This is a genomic window from Gilliamella sp. WF3-4, from assembly GCF_001690275.1.
Lineage (GTDB): Bacteria > Pseudomonadota > Gammaproteobacteria > Enterobacterales > Orbaceae > Gilliamella > Gilliamella apicola_C.
Map to the genome: position 1 here is coordinate 40,800 of NZ_LZGW01000015.1, position 15,493 is coordinate 56,292.

Below are 15,493 nucleotides of genomic sequence, written 5' to 3' on the forward strand. Positions count from 1 at the left end.
TGATGATTTAAGTGTGCACTAATGTGGCGCTTTACTGTGCAAAAAGGGCGCAAAAAAAGAACCGCTATTATTAACGGTTCTTTGAGGGATATGTTATCAACTATTCGTGGATAATAGCGCTTAACTCTCTGCTGGTGTTTCTATGTCTGAATAGGTTGCCAGCATCTGTAAGAATTTATATTTAGAATCCACCATTTTAGTTGAACGTTCATGTAAGGTATTAGCAATTGTTGGTTCAAGTGTTTCTAAGCGACGGAAACGCTGTTCTTTCAATAATATCCCAGATAATAAATCGCTGTTCGGTGCTCTTGAATCAAGCAATAAACCTGGCTTACCTTCAGCCATGCGACGTGGATCGTAACGATACAGCGGCCAGAATCCTGATTTGACTAAATCTTTCATTTGTTCGTGTGATTTAGCAAGATCATAACCATGCTCTTCACATGGGCTATAAGCAATAACTAGCGATGGTCCATTATAGGCTTCGGCTTCTTGCAAAGCTTTAAGTGTTTGATTAAGTTGCGAGCCTAACGCAATTTGTGCGACATAGACATGACCATACATCATTATATTAACACCAAGATCTTTACGGGCTTTATGCTTACCTAAATCTGCAAATTTTGATACAGCGCCCATAGGGGTTGCTTTTGACTGTTGGCCACCAGTATTAGAATAACACTGAGTATCTAATACTAATATATTGACGTTATCCGTTAAGCTCATCACATGATCAAGCCCACCAAAGCCAATATCGTAAGCCCAGCCATCGCCACCAATGGCCCAAACTGATTTATCAATCAAATAATTGGCATCTTCGATCAATTCTTGTGCTTGCGCAGAACCTAAATGGGCAAGCTGTTCACGTAACAAGGCGACTTGTTGGCGTTTTTCAGCAATTGATGTTTCTGATGATTTTAAAGCGATAACAATTTCTGGTGAAATGTCGCCTGCAACATAATCAAGCAAACGCAATGCTCGTTTTTTATGTTGATCATAAGTAATGCGATAACCTAATGCAAACTCAGCATTATCTTCAAATAGCGAATTTGCCCAAGCAGGTCCTCGCCCATCACGATCAGTGGTATAAGGGGATGATGGAAGGTTGCCACCATATATTGATGAACAACCAGTAGCATTAGCAATAGCTAAATGATCGCCATAAAGTTGTGTTAACAATTTTATGTATGGTGTTTCACCGCAACCAGCGCAAGCACCAGAATATTCAAATAGTGGTGTAAGTAATTGTGATGTACGTACATCAATGCGTTCAAGCGTTTTGATATCACGATCTGGCAATGCGGTAAAGTATTCAAAATTAGCTCGCTGAGTATCAAGATTGTCGATACGTGATTGCATATTGATGGCTTTAATTTCAAAATTATTACGATCACGTGCAGGGCAAACTTCAACACATAAATTGCAACCAGTACAATCTTCTGGCGCAACTTGTAATATATAGCGTTGGCCTTTCATATCGCGAGCTTTCACTTCAAGCGAGCTTAATGAATCTGGTGCATTATCCATATCGTTAGGCTCAACAACTTTGGCTCGAATGGCTGCATGTGGGCAAGCAACGGCACAATGATTACATTGAGTACACAATTCGGGTTGCCAAATCGGAATTTCTTCAGCAATATTACGTTTTTCCCATTTAGTTGTGCCTATCGGCCATGTGCCATCAGGTGGAAATGCTGATACAGGTAAGCTATCACCCAAACCAGCTAACATGGCAGCAGTGACTGTTTTAACAAAATTTGGTGCATTAGCTGGCACAATAGATGGCATAGTTGCACTGCTTTGATCAACGCAACTAAGCGGAACTTGTTCCAACGAAGCAATAGCTAAATCGAGAGCTTTCCAGTTATTTTCGACCAAATTTTGCCCTTTACTACTATAACTTTTAGCAATGACTTCTTTTAATTGGCTGATATTAAAATCATTTTTGAAAATTTCAGCAAGGTGAAAAAATGCTGCTTGCATGACGGTATTTATTCTGGCACCTAAGTTACATTCACGAGCAATTTTGGCCGCATTTATGATATAAAAATGTGCGCGTTTTTGAATTAATTGTACTTGCACTTCTTTGGGTAGACGATGCCAAATCTCATCTTTACTATAGGGTGTGTTAAGCAAAAAGATACCATCATCTTTTAGTTTATCAACAATCTGATATTTATCGATAAACTGATCTTGATGGCAACCAATAAAATGAGCGCTGGTAATTAAATAAGGTGAATCGATTGGATCTAAACTGACACGTAAGTGAGATGCAGTTAAACCGCCGGCCTTTTTAGAGTCATACACAAAATACCCTTGTACATAAAAAGGTGAGCTATCGCCAATAATTTTAATATTATTTTTGGTTGCTGAAACGGTGCCATCACTACCGAGCCCATAAAAAAGAGCTTCAAGTGCAGATTTTTGTGGAATAGAGCAGTTTGGTAATGGTAAAGAAAGACCTGTTATATCGTCATAAATACCAACGGTAAAACGAGGTTTTGGCTTATCCGCTCTTAACTCAGTAAAAATCGCAAGTACACAGCGAGGATCGAACTCTTTTGACGATAACCCATAACGCCCCCCAACAATCAGTGGCATGCATGTGCGCTCTCCTCGCGATAGGCTTTCGGCAAAAGCAGTAATAATATCTAAATACAGAGGTTCGGCTTGCGCTCCTGGTTCTTTAGTTCTATCAAGAACTGCGATTTTTTGGGCAGTATTTGGGATCACTGCAAGTAAATGTTCGGCAGAAAAAGGGCGAAATAATCTAACGATCACAACACCAACTTTTTCATTTTGTTTAAGTAGCACATCAACCACTTCTTTGGTTGTGCTAGCTCCCGATCCCATAATCACAATAATGCGTTCGGCATCACTAGCGCCGTAATATTCAAAAGGCTGATATCTTCTGCCTGTTTCTATTGCAAAAGCATCCATAGCATTAACAACATGCTGATAAGCATTATCATAATAGGTATTTATTGCTTCTCGGCATTGAAAATAGGTGTCAGGATTAGCTGATGTACCGCGTGTTACTGGTTTGTCAGGCGTTAAAGCTTGTGCTCGATAAGCTTTAATAGCCTTATGCGGTAATAAGTTATGGATCTGTTCATCACTCAGTGGATAGATTTTATTAACTTCGTGCGATGTTCTAAATCCATCAAAAAAGTGAGCAAAAGGAAGGCGACTATTTAAACTGGCCATTTGTGCAATTAAGGCAAAATCTTGTGCTTCTTGCACCGAACTTGAACAAAGCATGGCAAAACCCGTTTGCCTAATTGCCATGACATCAGAATGATCGCCAAAAATTGAAAGGGCATGCGTTGCAACTGTTCGTGCAGCAACATGCAAAACAAAAGGTGTAAGTTCACCAGCTATTTTATATAGCGATGGGATCATTAAAAGTAAACCTTGTGACGAAGTAAACGAAGTCGCAAGCGCACCAGTCATTAATGCACCATGAACCGTAGCAATTGCGCCTGCTTCGGATTGCATTTCAATTACTCGTGGCGTATCGCCAAACACATTGGGCTTATTAAATTCCGCCCATGTGCTAGCTTGCTCTGCCATTGTTGAGCTTGGCGTAATTGGATAAATAGCGATGACTTCGTTTGCACGATAAGCAACAGATGACACTGCACTATTAGCATCTGATATGATCATTAAAAAACCTTTAATTTTATAGCGTTATGACATTACTAACTTTTTAATTATTAATATATTGTAACAGAAACTAAGATAGCTTTTAGTTATTTTTATGTTAAACATTTTGCTATTGCCTTACAAAATAAAAACATAAAAAGACAAAATTAATTAATTCAATTAATTAAATTAATATATACCTAAATGACGATTATAAAAATGATATCAGCAAGCTAAAAAACTAAAATAAGAATAGAAAATAATGAGCATAAAAGCGCAAGGTAATCATTAATAGGATGACGTTGATATGTTTTAGATATGTTATGCTAAAATTCATCAATATGTTATGGGTAGATATATAGATTTTTAAAAACAAAAGCAACAGCCAAATTGATTGACAAAATATCAGATAAGCAAGTAATTGTTATACTACAAACTGGTAATACCTATTTCCAAGAGTGTTCAAAATTCTGTGTCATTTCCTTTTTTACACCTAGTTAATCGAAATGACACAGAATTTTGAATACTCTCATCCTATGTGTAACTACTCAACTACCATTTTTCTTAGGCTTTTTTATCCATTTTGTATCTAGCTATTTTTTACCCATTCGCTTAGTTCAAAATAGGCAAATACATAAATTTATTTACAGCGCCATTTTTCTCGTTGCTTAGCAAGGTCAATAAGTTTGTCTAGGCTAATTAAAGAATTCATTACATCATTTTGACATAGACTTTCATCATTTTGATAGATATCTTCATCATCTTGATAGGTATCTTCTCTTGTAATCCATATTAACCAAGCTTTAACTGCTAAATATTCTTCAATGGTTAATATTGTCCAGCGTTCAAATAGATGGCTCTCAGACAGTATTTTTTCAAAATCCATAATCCAAAATACGATTTTATCTATAAGATCTTTAATTCTTGCTTTTTTATTCCATATAACTCTTGCTTTAGCTAAAGACTCAGCTCTAGCCATAGCTCTTGCTTTAGCTCTTACTTTAGCTCTAGTTCTACCTAAAGCTATATCTATAGCTTTAGCTTTAGCCTCAGCTTCAGCCTCAGCCTCAGCTCTAACTATAGCTTCATCTTCAGCTATAGCTATATCCATAGCTTTAACTGAAGTAATAAGTAACCCAGGTAAATAATAAGCATAGGCTGATGGAGTAAATAAAAATAAAGCATCATCATAGTTTACGTATATATCAAGAGTAATATCTTGCCAATTCTTACCCAAAAATTGTTTTAGCGCTATTTCATCATCAGGCATCATTATTGGACCTAATTCCCGCATCGCTTTCGGTCGCTCTCGCCAAGAAAATGCCTCCGTTATTTTATTGAATAATATTTTTTCATATATAACATCATATTTTTCCTGTTCAGGTGCTATTACCTTTTTCACCATTGAAGTTCCTTTTTTAATTTATCACTAATTTTATAACATCTTTTTATTTCACTATCTATCTGATTGATACTCATCAAAATATTTGGACTGGCTATACTAATTAGTACCCGTTTTATCAGGTTATTGTTACGATAAACAAAAAAACAAAAGAAATCACCGATGACAAATCGCATTTCAAGAAGAAAAAAACGCCGTTTTACTTACCAATTAAAAAAACAAATGGTGATTCTATATCAACATGCTAAAAAATAAACGAATATTATTGCTGAGTATGACATCACTAAATCCGCATTAGATAAGAGGATAAAGCAATATCAAACCACTGCCTATTGTTTAAACTCTGCGCTAAATTTTTTGACATATAATATGCTCTCTTATGATTGTTAGTTATATCATAGAAGTGACATTTGCCCATTTTTTTGCGAGAATTAAACCTATTTCGCTTTCCAACAGAATTCAATTTAATTTGAAATAATAGCCATTACAATTAATTGAGATGGCCTCCAATTTTCTCCAATTCAATATAAAAATGATTAATGATATTTTCTTCCAATTCATCATAATTAATTAAACAACGATTAAAATTATTATCTAGAGTAAATAGATTATTATCGAAATCTATAAAACTTTCATCATAACGAGCATGAGCTGTCATTCTATAGCAATCTTTTCTATAAATAATTCCTTTAAATCCGTTATTTCCTTTATAGACTTCTAATTTATATTCTACGTAATCATCTTTGGTATCAACTTTGTAAATTATTGTTTTTATTAATTCATATTGCTTTAGTTCTGCCATTGAGTTTTCCCATTATTTATTAGTACTCTTAATTCTATTTTATATCAATTTATATAGATACTTGTCCAAAGGTATTATGGTTATCTATCTCAGCAAAGCTAGGCTGGTACTGAATAAGCTACATTAGCTTAATTAATTTTAAAAATAATGATAATTATAACAAATTGAGTGGCCCAAATATTTTCTCTAACCTAATATAAAAATTATTAATGATATCTTCTTCCGACTTGTTGTAACAAATTAAATCATTATAAAAATTATGATTTTCAAGAAATAAAGATACATCGCTATTTACAAATCCTTTAACATCATCACGACGTTTCAATCTATATGAGTCTAACCAATAACCAATACCTCTAAAATCTTTGTCTCCTTTATAAATTTCTAATTTAAATTCTTCGTAATGCTCATCTTTACTTAATTCATAAATGATTGTTTTTATTAATTCATATTTTTTTATCTTTGCCATTTTAATTTTTTCCAGTGTTTATTTGAGTATTACAAGATACTAAGCAACACGACTCAACTTTTCTTTAACCTATATCAATTTATATAGTAATTATAATTAATTGAGAGAGCTAACATTTTTCTCTAATTCATTATAAAAAATATTAATGATATCTTCTTCTGATTCATTATAATTCATTAAATTAAGACTGAAATTATTATCTGGACTAAACATAGATTCATCGCACTTTGCAAGACCTCCTTTATAATTAGCTCGCATTCGATAGAGTTCCTTTCTATAGACGATGCCTTTAAATACGTTTTCTCTTCTATATATTTCTAATCGATATTCTATGGAATCTTCATCAGTATCTACCTCATATATCATCGTTTTTATTAATTCATATTTTTTTAGTTCTGCCATTGGATTTCCCCATTATTTATTAAGGCTATTAATTCTCTTTTACATCAATGTATATCTTCCCCCAACCTTATTTTTTACTGAAGGAGGGGCGGATAGGCTATACTAATTAGTATCCGTTTTATCAGGTTATTGTTACGATAAACAAAAAAACAAAAGAAATCCCCCATGACAAATCGCATTTCAAGAAGAAAAAAACGCCGTTTTACTTACCAATAAAAAAACAAATGATGATTCTATATCAACATGCTAAAAAATAAACAAATATTATTACTGAATATGACATCACTAAATCCACATTAGATAAGTGGATAAAGCAATATCAAACCACTGCCTATTGTTTAAACTCTGCGCTAAATTTTTTGACACATAATGTGTTCTCCTATGATTTGTACTATTTTAGGGGATAGTTACACCCCCACGAACACCAGAAAAGCTATTGGTGCCTGATAAACAAGGTGAATGTTGGTCAATGGATTTTATGAGTGACAGTAGTCGTAATCAACGTCGCTTTAGGACATTCAATGTCACCGATGACTTTAATCGTGAGGCGTTAGGTATTGATATTGCAGTAAGCTTACCAGCAGGAAGGATTACCCGTTACTTAGATAAACTGGCCGAATATCATGGGTATCCATTAAAAATATGGGTCGATAATGGGCCAAAATTTACAGGAAAAACCTTTATAAATTGGACTAAATCACATGATATAACCATTGATTATATCCAGCCCGGTAGCCCATATCAAAATGGCTATATTGAACGATTTAATCGTACCTATCGTACTGAAGTACTCGATTTATATCTTTTTAACAACTTAGCGCAAGCAAGGAAAATAACTGAAGAATGGTTAACGATTTATAACACCGAAAGACCGCATGAGGCATTAAATAACATGACACCGATTGAGTATAAAACACTAAAACAAGCAGCATGATTTTCTACGAGAGTTGTGTACTAAGTTTGGGGTATTTACATAAACAAGCTAAATTCGCTCTAGAAAGAGTCAAAAATAAACCAGGATTTATTGATTATCCTGATGATTTTCAGATTTTTGCTAGTGTTTTAAATCGTGATGGTTGGTGTGAAGGTTTTGTTAAATAAAATATACTAAGCACTAAAAATGCTTTTATAAATTACAGGAGAATATATGCAAAAAGTCTATGTTTTATATCATATTCGAGATATGGGTACTGCTGATGAAGATAGTAAAAAAATCGGCACTTATACCAGCTATAGATTAGCTCAAGAAGCAAAAAATAGAGTTAAAGACCGGCCTGGTTTTATTGATTACCCGGATGACTTTTATATTGATGAATATGTTATTGATAAAGATTATTGGGCTGATGGGTTTAAGGAGATGCAAAAAGTTTATTTTTTATATCATATTCGTTATGAAGATACAGATGATGAGGACGTAAAAATAGTCGGCATTTATAGTAGTGCTAAGCAAGCTAAATTAGCTATAGAAAGAGTCAAAAATAAACCAGGATTTATCAATTTTCCCGATGGTTTTCAGATTATTAAAGATGTTCTTAATCGTGATGGTTGGTGTGAAGGTTTTATTAAATAAAATATACCAAGCACTAAAAATGCTTTTATAAATTACAGGAGAATATATGCAAAAAGTCTATCATTTACATCATATTAGAGATGAAGGTAATGCTGATGAAGATAATAAAGAAATTGGCACTTATACCAGCTATAAATTAGCTGAAGAAGCAAAAAATAGAGTTAAAGACCAACCAGGTTTTATTGATTACCCGAATGGCTTTTATATTGATGAATATGTTATTGATAAAGATTATTGGGCAGATGGGTTTAATGACTAGGTTGTATTGAACTTATAAATAAATTTGTGAAGCAAATAAAATATAGGAGTAAGGAGATGCAAAAAGTTTATTTTTTATATCATATTCTTTATGAAGATACAGACGATGAGGACGTAAAAATAGTCGGCATTTATAGTAGTTATAAGCAAGCTGAATTGGCTATAGAAAGACACAAAAATAAACCAGGATTTATTGATTTTCCCGATGGTTTTCAGATTATTGAAGATGTTGTTAATCGTGATGGTTGGGTTGATGGCTTTGTTGATTTACCTGAGTAGATTTAATGAATAACTTTTACAGTTTATTGATGGCGCTGTAAATAAATTTATGTATTTGCCTATTTTGAACTAAGCGAATGGGTAAAAAATAGGTAGATACAAAATGGATGAAAAAAGCCTAAGAAAATTGACAGCATAAAACCCGTTTAGGCGCACCAAGATTAGTAAATGATATCAGAGTAAAGGGCTATGATATATTAGAAAGAAAGATTAGCCGAGCATGATAAAAAACAGTCAGAAAAGCTATTGATTTTATTTGATTTTTATTGTTGTAAAATGATAGGGATAATAACATTAACCCTTTTGTTACAAGCTTATTTCATGGTTTACAGCCCAATACATTAAATAGCTGGTGATACCTCTAAGTAATGATTTATTTGGTCGAAAAGTGATTGGATAGCAAACCAGTTCACATATTGATAGATATTTAGTTTGTAACACACTGAAAAATGCTTTATATCGTCGTCAATTTCCTAAAATTAGCATTTAAATTTGTTCCAAAAAGAAATAAATAATTAAAATTAAGTATAGGCTATATATGTATACCTCCAAACTTAATACAAACTCACGTAGAAAATTAAGCTACCTGTTTTAATGTTTTATATTCAATTGGTGTCATGTTATTTAATACCTATGAGGTATTTCGGTGTTATAAATCGTTAACCCTTCTTCGGTTATTTTCCTTGCTTGCGCTAATATTTAATTCAAGTTTTCCAAATGAATTTTTCACTTGGAGAAAGCGTTTTTTAAAATTGATTAATACTCAAGTCGAAGTAATTTTGAACTTGCAATCCCTTTGATACAACATACTAACCTTGCAATAAGGACATTATAAGAATTCTCCCTTCAAATGGAGAAAATATATTAGAAATACTACCCTCTCTAATACCTATTGTTAATAGTTGTTCAATTTCATTCTGTATCCATTTGAAAGTGTAGGTTACTTTTGATGCTAGCTCTGGTTGATTCATTATTTGTTTATCATGAGCTAATTGTCCTACTAAACAACCACGCTTAATATCGCGTTTCTTGGTAAGAAGCTGCGTTAATCGATCAAACGCGGAACCTTCGTTATTTATTATTGTTTGAGTTTCACGAATTAACAATTCACAATTATATTGAATGGCATAATAAGCTAGATTATATTTTTTCTTAAAATGATGGTCTCTTGTCATTTTTTGTATTCCTACAAACAAAAATAAAAATGTAACATTTAAAAATAATCAGCAAAACAACAATTCAGATAGCCCTTTTAAAAATGGGAATGTATTGGAGATGGTATCGTCAGCGGTATTTCTTACTGTTCCTCAATTGGAAATGATTGTACTTACATTCGGAGGGGGTATATGCATGATGTGCTATAAATTAATCTCGTACTAATCTCGTAAATACTAATTTTTATACAAATTATGGACGGGATTTTAAGAATATGATCATGATAAACATTAAAATCGAATAGGTCTATTAAAATTTTATTTTATCGTCAATGGAATTTCGTCACTAACTCTTAGTTTTGTTGCCACGAATGCTATAGCTGGAGTGTTTTTTTCGTGATTTTAGGTTTATTTGGTTGCTTGGCAAGGTGTTGCTTATACAGATAAGCATACCAAAGATCGATCTATTGGTATGCTTATTTTTAAGCTTTTTATTTTATAACTTTAATGCTTGAACGCTTTGTACTAGATCAGCAAGTTGTGTAACAATTTGAGCTCCTGTATTAGCTTCATCGCCACCAAGTGCTTTATTGCGCACAAAGTCGGTTTTAATTTGCTGCCAGCGTTTTGTCTGTTCTTCGGTAAGTACATTACGGATTTCTGCCAATTTTAATAAATTTTCTTCTGCTCCATTAGTAAGCAATTGTGCTTCTCCAAGGTAGTGATCTTCAATAATCTGATTAAGCTCTTCATCATTCATCACTGAGGATATTTTTTCCGCAAGTTTATTCATATTACGGTAACTACCTTGCAACTTAAATGGAGGTTCGGTTCGATATTTATCAGATTGTGCCGCACTAATAATGTATTGTTGATTAACTTTAAATACTACTTCACGAACTTTTAATAGATGACGAAGTACGGCAACAATTTCATTAATTTCGGCTTGGCTATAAGCATAACTAAGCTCGTTAGTGTTAAGAGGCTTTCCTTGCGCGTGATCGATTAATAGATAAAGATCATTAAGGTCACGTAAGGCAAGAGGAGAAAGGATAGGATTTGAGGTTAAGCTGTTTTCAATATAGCTTGATGCAAATACTTCATCCATTCCGCCAAGCACTTCCCCTAAATTATAAATATCTGCACGGTTAGCCAACATGTCAGGAATTTTAAAAACTTCGCCAGATTCGGTATAGGGGTTACCAGCCATAATTACGCAGAATTTTTTGCCACGAAGATCATACGTTTTGGTTTTTCCTTTCCAAACCCCTTCAATACGCCTAGAGCCATCACATAGTGAAATAAATTTTTGTAAAAACTCAGGGTTGGTGTGTTGGATATCATCAAGATAAAGCATAACGTTGTTACCCATTTCAAGTGCTAAGTTAAGCTTTTCAAGTTCTTGACGGGCGGTTGCATTTGGTGCTTGCTCAGGATCAAAAGATAACACACTATGCCCTAACGCAGGTCCATTAATTTTCATAAAAATTAAACCAAGTCGGTTGGCAATATATTCCATTAAGGTTGTTTTACCATAACCTGGAGGGGATATGAGTAATAATAATCCCATTAAATCGGTACGACGGCTTTCTCCTACAGTTCCCATTTGTTTTGCTAGGTTATCACCAATAATTGGTAGGTAAACTTGATTAATGAGTTTATTACGTACAAATGAACTTAATGGTTTTGCTTTAAATTCCTCAAGATGTAAAAAATGACGTTGTTCTTCTAAAACTTCTTGGCGAAGCATTTGGTAATGCTTAAATTCTGGAATTACTACACGCGATTGTTTACGCATACGACTAAAGAAGTCATCTAGATTTATATTTAATTGCCCTTGCTTAATGCTTGGATGTTCGCCTAATAGATCATTAACGGTAATATCAAGGTCAACTTCGCTAACTGTTGAGGTTATACCGTTTTCTTTATCTAATATACATAGCATCGTTGCTTCAGCAATATAAGCTACAAATTTTTGATACTGGGGTAGGGTGCATAGACCTTTAAACCAACTTTCGATTAGATTCCAACGATCTGCTAATCGTGTCATCAGGTTTATTTGTGATTGATTAAAGTCCACCCACATGTGAGATTGCTCTAATTGCGTTTTTAATCCTTCAAACAATATTTGGCTATATTTACTTAATGTAAATTGTTGCGGTGTTTCGGCTAATATGTAGCTTAAATATTCGGATGCCTGTTTAACATGATAATTATCATGTTGTATTGGATATTTTTGTAGAAATAAACTGAGTTCTTCAAATATTTCTGTACGAAGATTTTTTAAACCTTCTTCATGTCCAAATAGTGAGTAAATATCCATACAGGTTTTAGCGCGTTCAGGCCATAACTTAGCGATGTCATTTTTTTGATTATAATGCCAATAAAGCATAGCTAAACTGCGTGCTAAAGGATTATAACGTAGTAAGCCTGCAATCTCACCTAGTGGAATAATTTTTAATAATATTTTTACTGCATCATGATCGTGAATGCCTTTTTCATAGCCTTCTCGATATCGTATTGCTGCATAATCACGAACAGTTTTACTCAATAGTTCAGGTTGATTTAATTGCGTAGTGAGTTTTTCATAAGTTAATTCATCATCTTTTTTTAATGCAGAATTAATAATTGAATAAGCAAGATATTCTGCACGATAGACTGTAGGTGATTCTGATTCTAATGAAATTGTCCAAAATGGTTTGTAGCTTTCTAGTTTAGGATGTTCTATTTTTTCTTGATAATCGGTACCCGTTAATTGTAAATATAGATGGTCTGCTTTAGGTACGACTGTTAGATCAAGTTCCTGTGTATTGACACTAAACTTATGTCTTGGCCCAAGTTTTATGACATTACCGCCTGATTCAAAAATTTCTGATTTATCACGTAAAGCGCGGATTGCTTGATCTTGTGCGCTTTTGAATCGGGATTCAATATCGTCTGCTTTAACATTATCAAATAGTGCTCTTAGTTTTTCGACGATTTCACGAATTTTTTGGGCTAAAGGATCAGCAACAAAAAAAGCATTGAGTTCTGTTTGGTCTGAAAACTTTGCGGTTCTTCTTGGTATGCTATCTAAAATTCGTTGCGCTGCGGTCTGTAGTGCTTCACTGCGTCTAGCTCTGTCTTCTAGAAGAGCTTGCTTATGTGTTTCAAACGATTCTAATATTTCTTCACGCTTTGCTAAGATATCATTTAAAAACTCTTCACTTTCGCTAAATTGATTTTCCAGTTCTTCTAATTGAACTAACAGCCTAGAGAGCTCATCTTCACATTTTTCAGGTGTCGTAGCAAGCCCTAGTGCATTGGCTATACTTTGACTAAATAGTTTGAATTGAGCGCCAAATTGGGCGACCATTTCAGTGCTCGAAAAATTTTTTCGGTTTTGGTTTATTCTTGCTTTGGTTTGATTAAGTTTTGAATAAACTTCTGCAATTGATTCAATGATTTTTGTTTGCAATGTGACATCATCAAACTTTAATGATGCCATTAATTGCGATAGCATATCTAAATCATTAGACATATCATCAGCCATTTTTGCTGGCTTATTGAGTTTTGCGACAGAATCTGCTTTCGCAATGTCATTTTCTATGTCATCAATTTTTGATATGAATGGCTCTAAGGCTTGTTCACTACCTAGAAATTCTGCTGTGGCTAAATAAACGATAGATTGGCGTTTTTTAAGTTCATCTTCCATTATATCGATTTGATCTAAATCGATATAACGGTAAGTTCTTAAAGTGACAAGACTACCCAATTGCATTTTGATTGCATTCAGGGCATCGACATATTCTTGAGTTTCTTTCCAACTATCAGGATATAATTTTGCTAATAGATCTTGTTGATTTGAAATCGCTTCGCGCATAGCGCTATTTGATTGGCGGCGTATACTTTCAACTTTTTCATATTCATCAAGTACTAATTCGCTTGTTTGCGAAATATTACGAAGAATTGGTGTAAAAGGTAAATTTTTCTCGTCATTTAGCCAAAAGTAGGTATCAAAAAGTTTTTTAGTGTCTTCACTTAATTTGCTGTATAGTTGGGATGATACTGATTGGTTGTCAATTTCACGAGCAATAAAATAAAGATCTGAGATGCCTCGAACTAGTTCAGCATTGCCAATTCTACCTAAAAAGCTATTATTTGTTGGTTGTTTTGCAGCAAATTCATCACTATAAAATGGTGTTTGCCATATTTGCATTGGATGGACCCGAGTTGGTTCGTTACTTTCTCCCTCGAACACAACCATTCTACCATCTTCAAAAACAGCATAACCATGACCTAAAATAGGGCTATTGAGTTTACGTTCAATCATATTATAGTTAAATAATGCTAATCGACCAGATGTTGGATCATAAAATATATATAAAACATCTTCGCCATTAGGTGAACGTCTGATACGTCTAAAACGCATTCCTGACATTGATTGATCAAATGTTTTGTATTCGCCATTTTGTAAATAGTAACCACCAGGGAAAATAATTCCATGATCTTCTGGGAGTTGGATACAAGCTTGACCAATAAAATCAATTCGTTGGACTTGTTGTGTTAGCGTATTATAGACTAAGTACCGCCAATTATCTTCGCGATAAGGTAATACTTTTAGTAGAATCAATGATCCTACTTTAGCATATTCTATTTTAGCGTCATTAATGGATTGATTTTTATCGATGACATCTTCGCGGTAAATTCCAAGCCCATCGTTAGTGTTATTTTCACATTTTATTGTTAAATCACCACCAATTGTTTCAACAAAAACAGTATCTAACACATTAACATGTGGAAATCGTCCATTAATAATATTTTCACGCGTGGTCTCTTGCCATTCAAAATCATAAGCAGGTGGAAGGGCTATATCTCGTTCACCACGGTTATCTATATAATTAATATTTTTTTTATCGGTTGATATAGACCACCGAAAAACGCGAATATCACTTACCCGTTCACCAATTTGGAAGCTAGCTAGTAACTTACCATCTCGTTCAACAAGTTGTAATAACTGAGCATTTTTATAATAAGTATAAAGTTCATTAAAATCTTGAACAAATCGATCAATGTTTAAGAAGGTACCAGAAAGATCAACAGGATCTGCTTCGTAATTACCATCACGTTCGATAAGCTGATAAAGAGAAAAGACATCTTCAATTTTGGTTTCTTTTTTTAATCCTAAAAAAACGTTATAGCCAAATAATAACCAATCACCAAAACGAACAATATCTCTTGCTATACAATTATTTTCAGTTCTTATACGAATTCGCGCGGTAATTGACATATCGCTTTTACCGAATTCAGAAAGCCGTTGTTGATTTAATGTTTCTGTTTTTTGGTTAAGCTCTTGCCCTAATGATGTTAGACGTTTACGAAGAATTTCATAAGCACCGCCTTCGGCAACTGCTTTATCTAATGTTGTTTGTTTTTCAATATCTTGTTGTATTTCTGACATTTTTAACTCATTATGATTATACAGAAAAGCTTATTGTTTTCGGTAGAAACGTATTATCTACCGAAAACAGATGAT

General features: G+C 33.7%; 12 protein-coding genes. 5 read left to right on the forward strand and 7 right to left on the reverse strand.

The window, feature by feature from the left end; translation table 11 throughout:
- Positions 1-120: 120 nt before the first annotated feature.
- From nifJ to A9G47_RS03240, 5 genes are all read right to left on the reverse strand, one after another.
- Positions 121-3,663: a pyruvate:ferredoxin (flavodoxin) oxidoreductase gene (nifJ, locus tag A9G47_RS03220; RefSeq protein ID WP_065642147.1), complete on the reverse strand. Its 3,543-nt coding sequence runs from the start codon at positions 3,661-3,663 to the stop codon at positions 121-123.
- Positions 3,664-4,282: 619 nt separating this feature from the next.
- The gene (locus A9G47_RS13875; RefSeq protein ID WP_141674800.1) at positions 4,283-5,044 is read right to left on the reverse strand and encodes a hypothetical protein; all 762 of its coding nucleotides are present in this window, start codon (positions 5,042-5,044) and stop codon (positions 4,283-4,285) included.
- Positions 5,045-5,534: 490 nt separating this feature from the next.
- A complete protein-coding gene (locus tag A9G47_RS03230) occupies positions 5,535-5,846 on the reverse strand; it encodes a hypothetical protein (RefSeq protein ID WP_065642149.1) in 312 nt (103 codons plus the stop codon).
- Positions 5,847-6,000: 154 nt separating this feature from the next.
- The gene (locus tag A9G47_RS03235; protein ID WP_065568027.1) at positions 6,001-6,315 is read right to left on the reverse strand and encodes a hypothetical protein; all 315 of its coding nucleotides are present in this window, start codon (positions 6,313-6,315) and stop codon (positions 6,001-6,003) included.
- Positions 6,316-6,411: 96 nt separating this feature from the next.
- Entirely contained in the window at positions 6,412-6,717 is a 306-nt protein-coding gene (locus tag A9G47_RS03240; RefSeq protein WP_065568028.1) for a hypothetical protein, read from the reverse strand.
- 439 nt (positions 6,718-7,156) lie between these two features.
- Here A9G47_RS03240 and A9G47_RS03245 point away from each other — a divergent pair, with 439 nt between their 5' ends.
- Genes A9G47_RS03245 through A9G47_RS03260 form a run of 5 tightly spaced genes read left to right on the forward strand, consistent with a single transcriptional unit; the run spans position 7,157 to position 8,824 of the window.
- Positions 7,157-7,651 (forward strand): integrase core domain-containing protein, encoded by a 495-nt coding sequence (locus tag A9G47_RS03245; RefSeq protein WP_141674801.1) that lies wholly within the window; start codon positions 7,157-7,159, stop codon positions 7,649-7,651.
- Complete coding sequence (locus A9G47_RS14175; RefSeq protein ID WP_176700649.1) at positions 7,648-7,818, forward strand: hypothetical protein; 171 nt, start codon at positions 7,648-7,650, stop codon at positions 7,816-7,818. The genes A9G47_RS03245 and A9G47_RS14175 overlap by 4 nt, the downstream gene beginning before the upstream one ends.
- A 46-nt stretch (positions 7,819-7,864) precedes the next feature.
- Positions 7,865-8,287, forward strand: a complete 423-nt coding sequence (locus A9G47_RS13490) for a hypothetical protein (protein ID WP_081303511.1) — start codon at positions 7,865-7,867, stop codon at positions 8,285-8,287.
- A gap of 46 nt (positions 8,288-8,333) precedes the next feature.
- Positions 8,334-8,546, forward strand: a complete 213-nt coding sequence (locus tag A9G47_RS03255) for a hypothetical protein (protein WP_065642151.1) — start codon at positions 8,334-8,336, stop codon at positions 8,544-8,546.
- Between the two features lie 56 nt (positions 8,547-8,602).
- Positions 8,603-8,824 carry a DUF7336 domain-containing protein gene (locus A9G47_RS03260; RefSeq protein WP_065642152.1) on the forward strand — a complete coding sequence of 74 codons (222 nt, stop codon included), beginning with the start codon at positions 8,603-8,605 and terminating at the stop codon, positions 8,822-8,824.
- Positions 8,825-9,633: 809 nt separating this feature from the next.
- On the opposite strand, the gene A9G47_RS03265 is transcribed toward A9G47_RS03260, so the two are convergent.
- Positions 9,634-9,999 (reverse strand): hypothetical protein, encoded by a 366-nt coding sequence (locus A9G47_RS03265; RefSeq protein ID WP_065642153.1) that lies wholly within the window; start codon positions 9,997-9,999, stop codon positions 9,634-9,636.
- Positions 10,000-10,474: 475 nt separating this feature from the next.
- The gene (locus tag A9G47_RS03270) at positions 10,475-15,418 is read right to left on the reverse strand and encodes a DNA repair ATPase (RefSeq protein WP_065567499.1); all 4,944 of its coding nucleotides are present in this window, start codon (positions 15,416-15,418) and stop codon (positions 10,475-10,477) included.
- Positions 15,419-15,493: the final 75 nt, after the last annotated feature.

What these genes read in the sequence shown, in the direction of transcription:
- A9G47_RS03230 (WP_065642149.1), bottom strand. Translation starts at nt 5,846, where the DNA reads ATGGCAGAACTAAAGCAATATGAATTAATAAAAACAATAATTTACAAA.
- A9G47_RS03255 (WP_065642151.1), top strand. Translation starts at nt 8,334, where the DNA reads ATGCAAAAAGTCTATCATTTACATCATATTAGAGATGAAGGTAATGCT.
- A9G47_RS03240 (WP_065568028.1), bottom strand. Translation starts at nt 6,717, where the DNA reads ATGGCAGAACTAAAAAAATATGAATTAATAAAAACGATGATATATGAG.
- nifJ (WP_065642147.1), bottom strand. Translation starts at nt 3,663, where the DNA reads ATGATCATATCAGATGCTAATAGTGCAGTGTCATCTGTTGCTTATCGT.
- A9G47_RS03265 (WP_065642153.1), bottom strand. Translation starts at nt 9,999, where the DNA reads ATGACAAGAGACCATCATTTTAAGAAAAAATATAATCTAGCTTATTAT.
- A9G47_RS03270 (WP_065567499.1), bottom strand. Translation starts at nt 15,418, where the DNA reads ATGTCAGAAATACAACAAGATATTGAAAAACAAACAACATTAGATAAA.
- A9G47_RS03235 (WP_065568027.1), bottom strand. Translation starts at nt 6,315, where the DNA reads ATGGCAAAGATAAAAAAATATGAATTAATAAAAACAATCATTTATGAA.
- A9G47_RS14175 (WP_176700649.1), top strand. Translation starts at nt 7,648, where the DNA reads ATGATTTTCTACGAGAGTTGTGTACTAAGTTTGGGGTATTTACATAAA.
- A9G47_RS13490 (WP_081303511.1), top strand. Translation starts at nt 7,865, where the DNA reads ATGCAAAAAGTCTATGTTTTATATCATATTCGAGATATGGGTACTGCT.
- A9G47_RS03260 (WP_065642152.1), top strand. Translation starts at nt 8,603, where the DNA reads ATGCAAAAAGTTTATTTTTTATATCATATTCTTTATGAAGATACAGAC.